At 72.2% G+C, this 15,004-nt stretch carries 12 protein-coding genes; 5 read left to right on the top strand and 7 right to left on the bottom strand.

All coding sequences use genetic code 11. The features are described from left to right. Positions 1–374: 374 nt before the first annotated feature. From HGA03_RS16385 to HGA03_RS16365, 5 genes are all read right to left on the bottom strand, one after another. Positions 375–2,252 carry an HNH endonuclease signature motif containing protein gene (locus HGA03_RS16385; RefSeq protein ID WP_168631376.1) on the bottom strand — a complete coding sequence of 626 codons (1,878 nt, stop codon included), beginning with the start codon at positions 2,250–2,252 and terminating at the stop codon, positions 375–377. Positions 2,253–2,461: 209 nt separating this feature from the next. Beyond that, positions 2,462–3,478: a LacI family DNA-binding transcriptional regulator gene (locus HGA03_RS16380; RefSeq protein WP_168631375.1), complete on the bottom strand. Its 1,017-nt coding sequence runs from the start codon at positions 3,476–3,478 to the stop codon at positions 2,462–2,464. A gap of 16 nt (positions 3,479–3,494) precedes the next feature. After that, positions 3,495–4,673, bottom strand: a complete 1,179-nt coding sequence (uxuA, locus tag HGA03_RS16375; protein ID WP_168631374.1) for a mannonate dehydratase — start codon at positions 4,671–4,673, stop codon at positions 3,495–3,497. 138 nt (positions 4,674–4,811) lie between these two features. Continuing rightward, positions 4,812–5,807 (bottom strand): hemolysin family protein, encoded by a 996-nt coding sequence (locus tag HGA03_RS16370; RefSeq protein WP_168631373.1) that lies wholly within the window; start codon positions 5,805–5,807, stop codon positions 4,812–4,814. Further along, complete coding sequence (locus HGA03_RS16365; protein ID WP_203767272.1) at positions 5,804–7,192, bottom strand: hemolysin family protein; 1,389 nt, start codon at positions 7,190–7,192, stop codon at positions 5,804–5,806. The genes HGA03_RS16370 and HGA03_RS16365 overlap by 4 nt, the downstream gene beginning before the upstream one ends. Positions 7,193–7,383: 191 nt before the next feature. Between HGA03_RS16365 and HGA03_RS16360 the strand changes: the two genes are divergently transcribed. After that, entirely contained in the window at positions 7,384–8,853 is a 1,470-nt protein-coding gene (locus HGA03_RS16360; protein ID WP_168631372.1) for an amidase, read from the top strand. On the opposite strand, the gene HGA03_RS16355 is transcribed toward HGA03_RS16360, so the two are convergent. Together HGA03_RS16355 and HGA03_RS16350 are read right to left on the bottom strand one after the other, a co-directional pair. Continuing rightward, a complete protein-coding gene (locus HGA03_RS16355; RefSeq protein ID WP_168631371.1) occupies positions 8,843–9,658 on the bottom strand; it encodes a PP2C family protein-serine/threonine phosphatase in 816 nt (271 codons plus the stop codon). The genes HGA03_RS16360 and HGA03_RS16355 overlap by 11 nt on opposite strands. Positions 9,659–9,738: 80 nt before the next feature. Next, positions 9,739–10,365 (bottom strand): TetR/AcrR family transcriptional regulator, encoded by a 627-nt coding sequence (locus HGA03_RS16350; RefSeq protein ID WP_168631370.1) that lies wholly within the window; start codon positions 10,363–10,365, stop codon positions 9,739–9,741. A 265-nt stretch (positions 10,366–10,630) separates the two neighbouring features. Between HGA03_RS16350 and HGA03_RS16345 the strand changes: the two genes are divergently transcribed. From HGA03_RS16345 to HGA03_RS16330, 4 genes are all read left to right on the top strand, one after another. Next, positions 10,631–12,301 carry an ABC transporter substrate-binding protein gene (locus HGA03_RS16345; RefSeq protein WP_168631369.1) on the top strand — a complete coding sequence of 557 codons (1,671 nt, stop codon included), beginning with the start codon at positions 10,631–10,633 and terminating at the stop codon, positions 12,299–12,301. Between the two features lie 65 nt (positions 12,302–12,366). Continuing rightward, on the top strand, positions 12,367–13,218 hold the full coding sequence (locus HGA03_RS16340; protein ID WP_168631368.1) for an ABC transporter ATP-binding protein: 852 nt from the start codon (positions 12,367–12,369) through the stop codon (positions 13,216–13,218). Beyond that, a complete protein-coding gene (locus tag HGA03_RS16335) occupies positions 13,218–14,015 on the top strand; it encodes an ABC transporter ATP-binding protein (RefSeq protein ID WP_168631367.1) in 798 nt (265 codons plus the stop codon). Before HGA03_RS16340 ends, HGA03_RS16335 begins: the two co-directional genes overlap by 1 nt. 3 nt (positions 14,016–14,018) lie before the next feature. After that, positions 14,019–15,002, top strand: coding sequence for an ABC transporter permease (locus tag HGA03_RS16330; protein ID WP_168631366.1), 984 nt, complete (start codon positions 14,019–14,021; stop codon positions 15,000–15,002). The last annotated feature ends 2 nt before the right edge of the window (positions 15,003–15,004 follow it).

Below are 15,004 nucleotides of genomic sequence, written 5' to 3'. Positions count from 1 at the left end.
CACGGTGTGCGATCGCCCGCTGCCGCACCCGGCGACGAGACAGGCTCCGGCCGGACGTGCACGGGGCCGGAGGGAGGCGTGCGCGTCGAGGTGGGTGGTCGGTCGGCTGCGTTCAGGGACCGCAGATCGGTCAGCGCGGCGAGGTGGGCCGCAGGCCAGAACGGGATCGGTTCGGTGTCCTGCCATGGACCGGGGGCGGAGCTGGCCGTCCCGGTGTGTGGGGTCGTCGGTTCCCGTCCTGAAGGAGCGTCGCCCGGCCCGGCTGTCGGCCCTCGCCCGGCATGATCACCACCCGCTGCGTCGCGCCGCCCAGGGGTGGCAGGACGAGTGCGCGGCGGCGTGGGGCACCGGTCAGGGCGGGGTGGTGGCGCGGGTCAGAACGGGATGACCTCGTCGTCCGCGTCTGCGCCCGGGGGTGCGGGCAGTCGGGTTCCTGCGGTCAGGAGTGCGCGTTGGTCGGTCGCCGTGGTCGGGAGCGCGGGTCGGTCGGCCGGGGTGTGCGGGCGCGCGTGATCGCCGGGGTAGGTGCCGGGTGGTTCGCCGGGTCGTTCGCGGAGCATGCGGTGTTCGCCGTCGCGTCCGGGCACCGACACGTAGCGGCGGGTGAGGCTGGTCCAGACGATCTCTCCCGCGGCGGTCTGTTCGATCCGGTGTCCGGCGTGGGTGCGCAGCAGGTGGTCGCGGCGGCACAAGGGTGCGAGGTTGGTGGCGGCGGTGGGGCCGCCGTCGCCGAAGGGGATGGTGTGGTCGAGGTCGCAGGCGGTCGCGGGTACGGTGCAGCCGGGTCTGGCGCAGGTGCGGTCGCGGGCGATGACGTGGTCGGCGAGTTCTTGTGGTGGCCGGTATCGGGTTCTCCCGACGTCCAGGACCGCGCCGGATAGTGGGTCGGTGACCAGGCGCCGCCAGACACCTCCTGCGGCCAGGGCCCGGGCGGTGGCCGCGTCGATCGGCCCGTGTCCATCCATCTCGGCGGGTTCCTGGTCGGTGCCGATCAGGGTGGACAGGGGCACGGTGACCCGGACCTCGACCCGGGGCCGGGTCACCGACGGCGCACGGTGTCCCGTTGCCGCGCGATGGCCCGAGTCAGCGCCGCCGTCCTTGCCCGAGAGGCAGTCCATGTCGGCGCCGTAGCCGGTGTCCACGCCGGGCTCAGTGCCTGTGCGCTCGTGCGTGCCCGCGCGCTCGCCGGTGTACGCGCCCGGGAACGTCATCGCCCCGTGATGGGTCCCCGCGCCCTGACCGGTCCCAGCCCCGTGCTCGGGTAGCAGTGGCGCCCACGCGGGTCCGACCAGTGCCGCGTCCAGCAGCGCGTCCGCGCGCAACTGCGCCAGGGTCCGCTCGTCCCCGCCCGAGCGCAGCGCGTGGGCGGAGGCGTCCAGTGCCTGGTCCAACCGGGCCGCGTCGTGGGCGGGTAGGAACGCCCACACCCCGGCCATCCCGTCCCCCAACGGTTTGGGGCGGGCAACGTGCCGGTCCGCGCGCCCCCGCCGGCGCCGCAACGCCCCACCATCAGGGTCCACGCGCAGCAACGCCCGGTCGACGTCACGGGACAGTTGCGCCGCGGTCCGCTCCGACGCACCCGGCAGCACGGTCGTTTCGACCTCTTCGGCGGTGAACAGGTCCACCCCGGCAAGTCGGCGCACCATCACCCGCGCCCGCGCGGTATCGATCCGCCCGGTGCGCAACGCCTGACCCGTGCCCGGCAAGTGCCGCTCGTACGCCAGGCCCTCATCCACCAGGGTCTGGGCCGAGCGGCGCCCGATGTTCAGGTAGATCGCCAACTCGTCGGCGGCGGTGTTGGGTTGGTGGACGTTCCCGGCGTACTCAGGCCAGACCGGGTTCATCTCATCCCGCTCGGCCAGTTCCGCGGCCACCCGCGCGGACACTGCGTGCGCCCAGGACTCCAACCGCGCCGCCGCCTCAGCGACCGCGGGCAGGTCCAACAAGTCCACCGCGACCGGGTCGAGGTTGGCCAGCATCCGGGCCAACACCGGACCGTTCTCCGCGAGCATCTCCTCGACCTGGGCGCGCGGGTCCAGGGTCGGGTCGGCTGCCGTCTGTTCGGCCGCGACCCGGGCGGCCAACACCGGGTCGGTCACCCACCGCGGGGGTGCGTCCTCGACCGGGTCCAAGGGGTCTTCGCCTTCGAGCCACCACAGGTCACCACCGACGTCCCACGGGTCGGTGAACACCCGCGCACCCGACCGCACCGGGAGCTCCCCGGGGTCGTATTCGCGCAGGTCAAGTGCCATAAGACGACACTACCCGCCACCACCGACACGCCCGGTTGACCGCCCCAGCGAGCGCGACCAGCGGTCTGTGACGAGCTGGTGAATCCTCGTCGACGGACTGCCCTGAGGCATCCCCGTTCCGCGACGAGCCGCTAGGTCGACGGGCATCCCGGCTCCGTGATGAAGCCGGTCCTGGTCGTCGGCATCAGTCGTCGTGGCGGCGACGCGCGCTAGCCGCCCTGCGCCCCCGGCGGGCCGGAGGAGTCCCGGATCACCAGCCGGGCCGGCACCACCACCGGGCCCGGCGACCGCGACCGCGCGCCGTTCACCAGGCCGAGCAGGTTGCGCAGCCCGGTGGCGCCCATCGACTGCATCGGGGTAGACACCGTGGTCAGCGCGGGGGAGACGATCTGGCCGATCAGCACGTCGTCGAAGCCGACCACGCTCACCTGGTCCGGCACCACCAGCCCGGCCTGTTGCAGCCCGCGGATCAGCCCGACCGCCATCAGTGCGTTGAAGGCCACCACCGCCGTCGAGCGTGCCCCGGCGAGGGCGAGCGCGGCCTCGAACCCCCCGGCGAAGGTCGGCTCGAACGGGCCGATCCGGCGACCGGTCAGCTCCAGCTCGTGGCAGGCGTCGCTGAATGCCCGCCACCGGGCGCCGTTGGTCCAGGACGCGTCCGGGCCGGAGGCGTAAGCCAGATCGCGGTGTCCGGCCTCGCCCAGGTGCTCCACCGCGCGCCGGGCGCCCCGCTGCTCGTCCGCCACCACGCAGGACACGTCGGTCAGCCCGCGGTTCAGCACCACCACCGGTCGCTGCTTCGCGATGCTGCGGATCGCCGAGTCGGACATCCGGGAGGAGGTCAGGAGCACCCCCTCGACCAGCGGCAGGATCCGCTCGGCGGTCTCCCGCTCGGTGGCGGCGTCCTCGCGGGTGTCCTCGACCAGCACCCCGTAGCCCGCCGCGGAGGCGGCCACCTGGGCCCCGCGCAGCAGCTCGGCGTACAGCGGGTTGGACAGGTCGGAGACCAGCACCGCGATCATCCGGGTCCGCGCGGTGGACAGGGCCTGGGCGACCGGGTTGGCCCGGTAGCCGATCGCGGTGGCCGCCGCCCGGATCCGCTCCGCGGTCTGCGAGTTGACCCTGCCGGGGCGCGCGAATGCGCGGGACACGGTGGACGGCGCGACCCCGGCGGCCTGCGCCACGTCGTAGATCGTGGGCGGGCGCGGCGGGTGCTGGTCGGCCATCGGGTGATCGTAGGGGTCAGGCCGGCAGCAGGCGCTGGACCGCCTGTTCCACCCCACGCAGTTCGGCCAGGCCCTTGAGCCGCCCGATCAGCGAGTACCCGGGGTAGGTCTCGCGGAACTGGTCGTCCAGCATCCGCTGGCCGTGGTCCGGGCGCATCGGGATCCGCGGGCCGCCCTCGCGCACCCGGCGGCGCTCCTCGGTGACCAGGGCGGCGATCACGGCCACCATGTCCGCGTCCCCTGCGATGTGCGGTGCCTCGTAGAAGTGCCGGCCACCGTCCTGCAGCCGCACCGACCGCAGATGGGCGAAGTAGATCCGTTCCGCGAACCGCCGGGCCAGGTCGACCACGTCGTTGTCCGGCCGGGACCCGAACGAGCCGACGCACAGGGTCAGCCCGTTCGCGGGGGAGGGTGCCGCCGCCAGCAGGGCGTCCACGTCCTCGGCGGTGGACACCACCCGGGGCAGGCCGAATAGCGGGCGCGGCGGGTCGTCCGGGTGGATCGCCAGCCGCACCCCGGCCTGCTCGGCGACCGGGACCACGGCGCGCAGGAAGGAGGCCAGGTTCGCCCGCAGCGCCTCGGCGTCCACCCGGACGTAGCCGGTCAGCGCCTCGCGGAACTCGTCCAGGGTGTAGCGCTCCTCCGACCCGGGCAGCCCGAGCAGGATGGTGTCGATCAGCCGGTCGCGCGCCGCGTCGTCGAGGCCGTCGAACACCGCCCGCGCCCGTGCAGTCTGCTCGGCGTCGTATTCCGAGGCCGCTCCGGGCCGGCGCAGCAGGAACAGGTCGAAGGCGGCGAGCTGGTCGGCGTCGAACCGCAGCGCCCAGGTGCCGTCCGGCAACCGGTACGACAGGTCGGTGCGCGACCAGTCCAGCACCGGCATGAAGTTGTAGCAGACCACGTCGATCCCGCAGGTGGCGAGGTTGCGCAGCGTCTGCTGGTAGGCCGCGATCGCCCGCTCGCGGCGCGGCCCGCCGCGCTTGATGTCCTCGTGCACCGGCACCGACTCCACCACCGACCAGCGCAGCCCGGCCGCCTCGATCGTCTCCTGCCGAGCCTGGATCGCCTCGACCGGCCAGACCTCGCCGTTGGGGATGTCGTGCAGCGCGGTGACCACGCCGGTGGCGCCGGTCTGGCGCACCTGCGCCAGCGTGATCGGATCGCGGTCGCCGAACCAGCGCCAGGTGTGCTCCATGGCCGTCCTCACCGGTGGGGGCGGTCCTGTGCCGCCGTGTCGTGGCAGCCTCCGGTGCGCGGGCGGGCGGGGGCAACCGGTTGCCAGAAGTTGCTCGCCCCGGACCACCGGGAGTCCGGCAGCCCGGGGCGAGCGTGGTCAGGCCGCGGTGGTCGCCGGGAACAGCCGCGCCAGCACGTCCGCCAGCGTGACCACCCCGAGCGTGCGGTCGCCGTCCCGGACCAGCGCCAGGTGCTGGCGTTCCTCCCGCATCCGGGTCAGTGCCGCCGCCACCGGGGTGTCGGCGGACAGGCGCAGCACCGGCCGGGCCAGCTCGCTCACCGGGGTGTCGTCCGGGTGGGCCAGGGTGTCCCGGACGTGCACCACGGCGGTGTCGCCGACCAGGATCCGCAGGTGCCCGCTGGCCCGGGTCGCGGCCCGGACTCCGGCGACCGTGGCGCCCGGGTCCACCGCGGTGGGCGGGGCGTCGGAGCGGAGCAGGTCCCGCACGGTGAGCCGCTGCAGCTCCAGGGCGCCGGTGAGCTGGGCCGAGTACGCCGGATCCAGGGCACCGACGTTCGCGGAGTGCTCGACCAGGTGCCGCAGGTCGTCCGGGTTCTGGCCGGTGACGATCTGATCGGTCGGCTCGACCCCGACCCGGCGCAGCAGCCAGTTGGCCCCGTCGTTGAGCAGGCGCAGCAGCGGCCGAGCCAGCCACATGAACGCCCGCATCGGCGTGGCCAGCATGATCGCGGAGGTCTCCGGGTGGGCGATCGCCCAGGACTTCGGCGCCATCTCCCCGACCACCAGGTGCAGGAAGGTCACGATGATCAGCGCCAGCACGAAGCCCGCCACGTCGGCCAGCCACAGGGCGACACCCCAGTCCTGGAACAGCGGGGTCAGCCAGTGGTGCACGGCGGGTTTGGTGATCGCACCCAGGGCGAGGGTGCAGGCGGTGATGCCGAGCTGGGCGCCGGCCAGCAGCACGGTCAGCTCGGTGGAATTGCGCAGCGCCGCACGGGCGGAACGACTGCCCGGGGCGGCCTCCTCCAGCCGGTAGCGCTTGGCGGCCAGGGCGGCGAACTCCACCGCGACGAAGAACGCGCTCAGCGCGATCAGGGCGACGGTGACGACGACGACGGTCAGGGTGCTCATCGGGCCGCCTCCCACTCGGTGCGCTCGGACTCGGACGGCGGTGGCGCGGCCGGGACGGTCACCCGGACCCGGGCCGGCACGTGCCGCTCGATCTCCAGCACGTCCACCCGCATCCACACCGGGTCGGGCTCCTCGCTCAGCGCCAGGTCACCCGGGTCGCCGGGCAGCAGGATGATCACGCTGGTGCCGGCCTCCGGCAGCGCGCCGTGCTCGGCGATCACCAGACCGCCGATCGTCTCGTAGTCGCCGGCGGGCAGGTCCCGGCCGATCGCCCGTTCCACCTCGTCCACGTGCACGTCGCCGGACATGGTCCAGGACCCGTCGGCGTCGTCCACCGGGGCAGCCGCCGGCTCGGCGTCGTGCTCGTCAGTGATCTCCCCGACCAGTTCCTCGGCCAGATCCTCGAAGGTCAGCACTCCGGCCAGCCCGCCGTACTCGTCGAGCACGCAAGCCAGTTGGTTACGGCCGGCCGCCAGTCGCCGCAGCGCCTCCGGCAGCGCCATCGACGTCGGCACCAGCTCCGGTCGGCGCATGATCTGCTCCACCGGCGCGGCGGGATCGGTGGCGACCAGCACGTCCTGCAGGTGCACGACGCCGATCACCTCGTCCTGCGCGGTCAGCACCGGGTAGCGCGAGTGCCCCCGGCTCATCAGCTCGCGCACCTCGGCCAGCGTGGTGCCGGCCCGCACGGTGCCCACCCGGGACCGCGGGATCATCGCGTGCTCCACGTCCTGCTCCGGGAAGTCCAGGATCCGGTCCAGCAGCACCGACAGCTCCTGCGGCAGATCACCGCTCTGCGCCGACTCGGCGACGATGTGCTCCAGGTCCCGGGCGGTCGCCGAGTGCTCCACGTCATGCACCGGCTCGATCCGCAGCACCCGCAGCAGCGCGTTGGATGCCGAGTCGAACACCCGGATCAGCCAGCCGAACACCGCCAGGTACGCCGTGGTCGACCGGGCCAGCCAGGTCGCCACCGGCTCCGGGCGCGCAATGGCAAGGTTCTTCGGGAACAGCTCGCCGAACAGCATCTGGATCACCGTGGACACCAGCAGCGCGAGCACCGTGCCGACCGCGATCCCGACGCCCCTCGGCACCCCGACACCGCCCAGCGCCTCACCCAGCGCGCCACCGATCAGCGGCTCGGCCACGTACCCGACGAGCAGCCCGGTCACCGTGATGCCGAGCTGCGCGCCGGACAGCATGAACGACGTCCGCCGGGTCACCGACAGCGCCCGCCGCGCACCCGCGTCGCCGTCCGCCGCCCGGGCGTTCAGCCGCGAGCGGTCCACGGCCATGTACGCGAACTCCTGGGCCACGAAGTAGCCGGTGGCGGCGGTGATCGCCAGCACCACCAACAGCCCCAGCAGCAGGGACAGCACCCACATCAGATCTCACCCCCCGGCACCGTCTCGCCCCAGCGCGGGGGGTGGCTACTCGGGGGGTGACTACTGTCGCCGTCCATCTCTCTCCTGATCGAGGTGCTCTGTCGCTGCGGTCAACGCATGACCTACGTCCCGGGTTCCCGGGTTTTCGCCGGGCGGGACCGCGCCCGGCCCCCGCGGCCTACCGTGGCCCCATGACCCCCGCCCCGCACGACCGCCCCGCCGTCGACCTGGTCGCCGACCTGCGCTCCGGCGCCACCACCCCCACCGCCCTGACCGAGCACTTCCTGGCCCGGATCGCCGCGCTGAACGACCGGGTGGGCGCGTTCGCGACGGTCACCCCGGAGCCGGCCCGGGAGCGGGCGGCGTCGCTGGGTGAGCCGCGGGGGGTGTTGTGGGGGCTGCCGACGGCGGACAAGGACCTGAGCAACCGGGCCGGGGTGCCGACCGGGTTCGGGTCGCGGGTGTTCGCGGGGGAGCGCCGGTTCGTGCCGGAGGTCAGCGACGACATCGTGCGGGTGCTGGACGAGGCCGGGGTGGTGTCGCTGGGCAAGACCGCGGCGCCGGAGTTCGGGTTCCCGTCGTACACCGAGACGCTGGTGGGGCCGCCGGCCCGCAATCCGTGGGATCTGGGCCGGGGGGCCGGGGGGTCGAGCGGTGGGGCAGCGGCGGCGGTGGCGAGCGGGATGCTGCCGGTGGCACCGGGGTCGGACGGCGGCGGGTCGGTGCGGATCCCGGCGGCGGCCTGCGGGCTGGTCGGGCTGAAGACCACCCGGGGGCTGCTGCCGGCCGGGGGCGGGGTGGAGTCGCTGGGCGGGCTGGTCACGCACGGGCCGATCGCCCGGACCACGGCGGATGCCGCACTGCTGCTGGAGGGGATGCTGCCCCGGTCGGCGGACGGGTCGGTGCCGCACCCGCGGACGCTGCGGACGGCGGCGGGTCCGGCCGGGTCGTACCTGGCGGCGGCGCAGCGGCCGGAGATCGGGCGGCTGCGGATCGGGGTGAGCGCCTTCAGTGCCTGGGAGGGCGCGTACGACATCCGGCTGGGCGACGAGGCCCGGGCGGCGCTGGACCTGGCGGCGCGGACGTTGAGCGACCTGGGGCACGAGGTGGTGGACACCGGTCGCTGGGAACCGGACCCGGCCTACGCGCCGGCGTTCCGGACGCTGTGGATGGCGGGGGCGTCGGCGGTGCCGATCGACGACCCGGCGGCGATGGAGCTGCTGGAGCCGCTGACCCGCTGGCTGATCGGGGTCGGCCGCCAGGTGCCGGCGCGACAGGTGGTGGAGGCGGTGACGGCGCTCGCGGCGTTCGAGCGAACGCTGGTGGGGCGGGTGTCGGCCTATGACGCGGTGCTGCTGCCGGGGATGGCGCAGACCCCGCGGCCGATCGGCTGGTACGACGCCGAGGACCCGGAGCGGAACTTCGCGCAGCAGTGCGAGTACACGCCGTACACCTCGATGATCAACGTGGCGGGGCTGCCCGCGCTGGCGGCGCCCGTGTCCTGGACCGCGCCGGCCGACGGTGCCCCGGCCGGGCTGCCGATGGGGGTGCAGCTGGTCGGGTCGCCGGGTGCGGAGCGGACGCTGCTCAGTCTGTCGGCGCAGCTGGAGGACGTGCTGCAGTGGGCGCGTCGCCGGCCGCCGGTGTGGGTCACCGGCTGAGGTCGACCACCGTGCCCAGGTCGTCGCCGGCCGCGGCACCGAGGAACCGGTAGGGGCGCTCCGCGTCGTCGACGTCGGCGAGCTGCACGTCGGCCACCGCCAGGCTGATGTTGTCCCGGGAGTCGGCGGCCAGGGCGGCGGTGAGCAGGGCGTCGGCGGCGGCCTCCCGGTCCGGGGTGCCGGTGAGGATGCCGATGATCCGCTCCTCCTCGACGTAGTCGGTCAGGCCGTCGGAGGTGACCAGCCAGCGGTCGCCGTCCTGGGCGGGCAGTTCCAGCACCGGCAGGTCGGCGGTGTCCTCGGCGTGGCCGGACAGCGAGCGCATGATCACGTTGCGCAGCGGGTGGGTGCGGGCGTCGGCCGGGTCGACGGCGCCGGAGTCGACCAGCATCTGCACGTAGGAGTCGTCCCGGGTGACCCGGTAGCCGGCGCCGTCGCGGACCAGATAGGCCCGGGAGTCGCCGAGGTGGCCGATCCGGACGCAGTCGTCGCCGCCGAACACCGCCGTGACCGTGGTGGCCATCCCCTCCAGCTCGGGTTCGCGGCGGATCCGGAGGCCGAGTTCGGCATTGGCGGTGGCGATCAGCTCGGCGAGCTCCTCGGCGGAGAACCGGTGCGCGGCACGAGTGGCCAGGGCGGACATGATCCGGTGGGTGAAGGTCCAGGAGGCGACGTTGCCCCCGACGTTGCCCCCCACCCCGTCGGCGACCAGGACGTAGTCGATCGAACACCCGACCGAGTCCTGGTTCTCGGTGCGGTGCGGACCCGTCTCGGAACGGAGCGCGGTGTGGAGGGTGACCGGCATTGGTCGATCGTGCGCGGGGGAGCGGGGGCGAGGCAAGTAGATCGGGCCCGCGGGTTCACCCTGTGAGCAGATCGGCCGGCTCAGATGCCCGATTCGGGCCCGATCACCGCCGCGACCAGCGCCTCGATGGCGAATGCGGAGGTTTCGGCGAGTTCGACGTTCTCCCGGTCCAGCAGCCACTGCACCTGCAGTCCGTCCATCACGGCGAGGATCGCGGCGGCGGCCCGGTCGATGGTGTCCGGCTCGTCGATCCCGCGCTCGCGGCAGATCTGCTCGAACGCCTCCCGGATCTCCCGGCGCAGCGTGGTGTACCGCTCCTGGAAGTAGTCCCGGGCCGGGTGGTCGTCGGTGACGGACTCGGCGGAGAGCACCGCGTAGGCCTGGACGATGCCCGGTCGCCCCTCGTTGGCGAAGGCGGTGCGGATCAGGTGCCGGAACAGGTCGATGCCGTCCGGGATGCGCTGGTTCTGGAAGTCCTCGACGTCGGAGCTGTCGCGGTACTTGAGCACCTCGAGCAGCAGCTGATCCTTGGAGCCGAAGTGGTGCAGGATCCCGGCGTGGGTCATGTCGACCTGCTCGGCGATCTCGGTCAACGGGCCGTTCTTGTAGCCCTTGGACCCGAAGGTCGCCATCGCCGCGCGCAGGATGTCCTTGCGGCGTTCCAGGGTCTCCGGGCGCGCCTTGGGCGTGCGCTTCGGGGCGCTCATCTGACTGCCTTCCCGCTGTGCTGGTGCTGGGCCGGGTGCTCGCCCCGGCAGCGAGTGTAGGGGTGCGTCAGCTGTGACCAACCCGTGATCCACAAGGTCCTCCGGAACTTACTGACAGTGTAGTAACCTTCCGGCATCACGTCGTCCACACCGGGGGAACGGCCCGCACTGCCGCGGTCCGCACCGGCTCCCGCGTGGCCCTCGTGGTGGTGACCCCGCTGTCCCGGATCCCTCGCCGGGGCGTTCCGTTTCGAAGGAGAAACCGATGAAGGTCAAGATCCCCGTCGTCGCGCTGGGGCTGGCTGCAGTCCTCGCCCTGGCGGCCTGTGGCACCGGCGACGACGGTTCCGACGGTGGCGGCACCAGCTCGGGCGGCTCGGGTGCGGCCCTGACCATCGCCAAGCCGGACGGCGCGATCGCCACCGAGTCCAACAACCCGTTCGTGGGCGACGCCTCGGCGATGAAGCTCGGTTACATCAACGCGCTGCTGGAGCCGGTCGGCTTCGAGAACCTGGTCGACCCGACCCAGGAGACCCAGCCCTGGCTGGCGTCCGAGATCACCTGGAACGACGACTACACCCAGCTCGACCTGGTGGCCCGGGACGGCGTGACCTGGTCCGACGGCGAGGAGTTCACCGCCGAGGACATCGCCTTCACTTACCAGCTGCTCAAGGACCAGCCCGAGCTGGACAACGCGGCGCTGGGCATCAAGGAGGTCACCCAGGCGGACAACACCGTCACGCTGACCTTCGAGAACTCGATGTACGCCAAGCGGGACAAGGTCATCCACAAGCTGGTCATCCCGCAGCACATCTGGGAGTCGGTGGACGACCCGGCGACCTTCGAGAACCTCGACCCGGTGGGCACCGGCCCGTACACGCTGACCAACTTCAGCACCCAGAGCGTCGAGCTGTCCGCCCGGGACGACTACTGGGGCGGCGAGCTGGCCGTGCCGACCCTGTACTACGTGTCGTACAACGACAACACCGCGCTGACCACCGCCCTGGCGAACGGTGACGCGGACTGGGCGCAGGCCTTCATCCCGAACGTCGACTCGGCCTACCTGTCCAAGGACGACGCGAACGTCTACTGGGCGGCCGCCGGTCTGGGCATCGACGCGATGTTCATGAACACCACCGCCAAGCCCTTCGACGACGTGGCCTTCCGCCAGGCGATGAACCTGGTCGTCGACCGCAGCAAGCACCAGCAGATCGCCCGTGAGGGTGGCGTGCCGGAGCTGACCTCGGTGACCGGCCTGCCCACCCCGGCCGGTGACGACTTCATCGCCGAGGAGTACCAGGGCGAGAACTACGAGGTCGACGTCGACGCCGCCAAGGACATCCTGACCGAGGCCGGCTACACCTGGTCCGCGGACAAGCTGGTCGACCCGGACGGGGAGACCGTCACCTTCGAGCTGTCCGTGCCGCAGGGCTGGAGCGACTACGTCACCGGGATCAGCCTGATCGCGGATGCCGCCGCCGAGCTGGGCGTCGACACCACCCTGGACACCCCGGACTCGGACACCTGGTGGGACATGAAGACCACCGGCGACTTCCAGGCGATCCTGCACTGGACCGACACCGGCCTGACCCCGTACGACCTGTACAGCGACATCATGGACGGCCGCTGGCTGGCCCCGATCGGTGAGGCCGCCGACTACAACTTCGGCCGCTTCGACTCCCCGGAGGCCACCGAGGCGCTGAACGCCTACGCCACCGCCACCAGCGACGAGGACCGTGCGGCAGCCCTGGAGACCGCGCAGCAGATCTTCGTCGAGGAGGTGCCGGCGCTGGGCATCGGGACCCGGCCGTTCATCGCCGAGTACAACACCCGCAACTACGTGGGCTGGCCGACCGAGGACGACCCGTACATCAACCCGGACCCGACGCAGCCGACCGCGTCGCTGATCCTGACCAAGCTCACCGCGGCGAACTGACGCCGGCGCGGGTGGTGGGGCCGCCACCCCACCACCCGCGCAACCACAGACAGAAAGAGTGTGCGGTGACCAGCGACAACGTTGTGACGGTCGACGACTTCTCCGTGGTCTACGACGTGGACCCGCCGGTGCGAGCGGTGCAGCACGTCTCCCTGAGCATCCGGCGCGGGGAGATCCTCGGCCTGGCCGGTGAGTCCGGCTGCGGGAAGACCACCCTGGCCTACGGGGTGCAGCGGCTGCTCAAGCCGCCGGCGGTGATCTCCTCCGGGACCGCGGTGTTCCACGACGCCGACTCCGGCTCCGACATCGACCTGTTCGCCCTGGACGCGGAGCAGATGCGCGCGTTCCGGTGGGACAAGGTCTCGATGGTGTTCCAGGGCGCGATGAACGCGCTCAACCCGGTGGCGAACATCGGCAAGCAGCTCGACGACGTGTTCAGTACCCACCGGCCGCAGATGTCTGCGGGCGAGCGCCGGGAGGAGTGCGGGCAGCTGCTCGACATCGTCGGCGTCGGCCGCGACCGGCTGCGGTCCTACCCGCACGAGCTGTCCGGCGGGATGCGCCAGCGGGTGATGATCGCGATGGCCCTGGCGCTCAAGCCCCAGCTGATGATCATGGACGAGCCGACCACCGCGCTGGACGTGCTGGTGCAGCGGGAGATCCTGCAGCAGATCAGCGACCTGCGGAAGCAGTTCGGTTTCTCGGTCGTGTTCATCACCCACGACCTGCCGCTGCTGCTGGAGATCAGCGACCGGATCGCGGTGATGCGCGAGGGCCGGATCGTCGAGCTGGACACCGCCGAGAACATCTACCGCCGCCCGCAGCACGAGTACACCCGCACCCTGCTGAGCTCGTTCCCGAGCCTCACCGGCGACCGCGGCGACTTCGTGCGTGGACGCAGCGAAGGGGCCGCGTGATGACCACCCTCGAGTTCGCCCACGTGACCAAGAAGTACCGGGTCCGCGGCGCCGGCGACATGCTGGCCCTGGACGACGTGAGCTTCACCCTGACCTCCGGGGAGACGGTCGCCCTGGTCGGCCAGTCCGGCTCCGGCAAGTCGACGATCGCCAAGATCATCACCCAGCTGGAGAAGGCCACCAGCGGGAAGGTGCTGCTGGACGGCGCGCCGATCCCGACCCACGGCCGTGGCCTGCGCCGCTACCGCCAGACCGTGCGGATGGTGTTCCAGGACCCGTTCGCCTCGCTGAACCCGTACCACACCATCCGGCACCACATCGAGCGGCCGCTGCGGCTGGACCACGTGGTGCCCAAGGATCAGGTCGAGGCCGAGACCCGCCGCCTGCTGGAGCGGGTGCGGCTGGAACCGGACGCGGTGATCGACCGCCGCCCGCACGAGCTGTCCGGTGGGCAGCGGCAGCGGGTCGCGATCGCCCGGGCCCTGGCCTCCCGGCCGAAGCTGCTGGTCGCGGACGAGCCGGTGTCGATGCTGGACGTGTCGATCCGGCTCGGGGTGCTGAACCTGCTCGCGGAACTGCAGCGCGAGTCCAACCTCGGCGTCCTCTACATCACGCACGACCTGGCCACCGCCCGGCACTTCAGCGACCGGATCATGGTGCTGCACCACGGCGTCGTGGTGGAGCAGGGCCCGGCGGACGACGTGATCCTGCGGCCCCAGGCCGACTACACCCGGTCCCTGCGCAATGCCTCGCCGGACCCGGACCGCCACTTCTCGACCACGACCGCGGAGGGCTGAGCGATGCGGTTCTTCCTGCGCCGTGCGGCGTTCTACCTGTTCACCGCCTGGGCGGCGATCACGATCAACTTCTTCCTGCCCCGGATGCTCAAGGGCGACCCGGTGTCGGCGTACATGGCCAAGAACCAGGGCCGGATCAGCCCGGAGGCCGCCGACTCGCTGCGCACCCTGTTCGGGCTGGACGACGGCAAATCGGTGTTCCAGCAGTACATCGACTACTGGGGCCTGCTGTTCAGCGGTGACCTCGGCCGGTCGTTCTCCAAGGGTCTGGCGCCGGTCACCGACGTGATCGCCAGCGCGCTGCCCTGGACGGTCGGCCTGGTCGGCATCGCCACCGTGCTCAGCTTCTTCCTCGGCACGTCGATCGGGGCGTTCATCGGCTGGCGCCGCGGGTCGAAGGCCGACCTGGTGGTGCCGGTGGCGACGTTCTTCTCCACCGTGCCGTACTTCTGGATGGGCCTGATCGCGATCGCGGTGTTCTCCACCGCCCTGGGCTGGTTCCCGGCCTCGCACGCCTACGACAAGGGCTCGTCGCCGTCCTTCAGCCTCGACTTCATCGGGCAGGTGATCCAGCACGGCACGCTGCCCGCGCTGACCATCGTGCTCGCGTCGCTCGGCGGCTGGATCCTCGGGATGCGCAACATGATGGTGACCGTCCTGGACGAGGACTACGTCACGGTCGCCCAGGCCAAGGGGCTGTCCCAGCGCCGGGTGCTGGTGAACTACGCCGCACGCAACGCCGTGCTGCCGCAGCTGTCCAGCTTCGCGCTGTCCCTGGGCTTCATCGTCGGCGGCACGCTGGTGATGGAGCTGGTGTTCAGCTACCCCGGCGTCGGCAAGCTGCTGCTGGACGCGACCACCGCCAAGGACTACCCGTTGATGCAGGGCCTGTTCCTCATCATCACGCTCACGGTGCTGGTCGCGAACATCCTGGCCGACGTGGCCTACGCCGTGCTCGACCCGCGCACCCGCCAGATGGAGGCCTGACC

Source organism: Cellulomonas denverensis, from assembly GCF_012396125.1.
Lineage (GTDB): Bacteria > Actinomycetota > Actinomycetes > Actinomycetales > Cellulomonadaceae > Cellulomonas > Cellulomonas denverensis.
The sequence above is the reverse complement of the archived record's forward strand: the minus strand, read 5'-3'. Positions and strand labels throughout refer to the sequence as shown.

What these genes read in the sequence shown, in the direction of transcription:
- HGA03_RS16385 (WP_168631376.1), bottom strand. Translation starts at nt 2,252, where the DNA reads ATGGCACTTGACCTGCGCGAATACGACCCCGGGGAGCTCCCGGTGCGG.
- HGA03_RS16380 (WP_168631375.1), bottom strand. Translation starts at nt 3,478, where the DNA reads ATGGCCGACCAGCACCCGCCGCGCCCGCCCACGATCTACGACGTGGCG.
- uxuA (WP_168631374.1), bottom strand. Translation starts at nt 4,673, where the DNA reads ATGGAGCACACCTGGCGCTGGTTCGGCGACCGCGATCCGATCACGCTG.
- HGA03_RS16370 (WP_168631373.1), bottom strand. Translation starts at nt 5,807, where the DNA reads ATGAGCACCCTGACCGTCGTCGTCGTCACCGTCGCCCTGATCGCGCTG.
- HGA03_RS16365 (WP_203767272.1), bottom strand. Translation starts at nt 7,192, where the DNA reads ATGTGGGTGCTGTCCCTGCTGCTGGGGCTGTTGGTGGTGCTGGCGATC.
- HGA03_RS16360 (WP_168631372.1), top strand. Translation starts at nt 7,384, where the DNA reads ATGACCCCCGCCCCGCACGACCGCCCCGCCGTCGACCTGGTCGCCGAC.
- HGA03_RS16355 (WP_168631371.1), bottom strand. Translation starts at nt 9,658, where the DNA reads ATGCCGGTCACCCTCCACACCGCGCTCCGTTCCGAGACGGGTCCGCAC.
- HGA03_RS16350 (WP_168631370.1), bottom strand. Translation starts at nt 10,365, where the DNA reads ATGAGCGCCCCGAAGCGCACGCCCAAGGCGCGCCCGGAGACCCTGGAA.
- HGA03_RS16345 (WP_168631369.1), top strand. Translation starts at nt 10,631, where the DNA reads ATGAAGGTCAAGATCCCCGTCGTCGCGCTGGGGCTGGCTGCAGTCCTC.
- HGA03_RS16335 (WP_168631367.1), top strand. Translation starts at nt 13,218, where the DNA reads ATGACCACCCTCGAGTTCGCCCACGTGACCAAGAAGTACCGGGTCCGC.
- HGA03_RS16330 (WP_168631366.1), top strand. Translation starts at nt 14,019, where the DNA reads ATGCGGTTCTTCCTGCGCCGTGCGGCGTTCTACCTGTTCACCGCCTGG.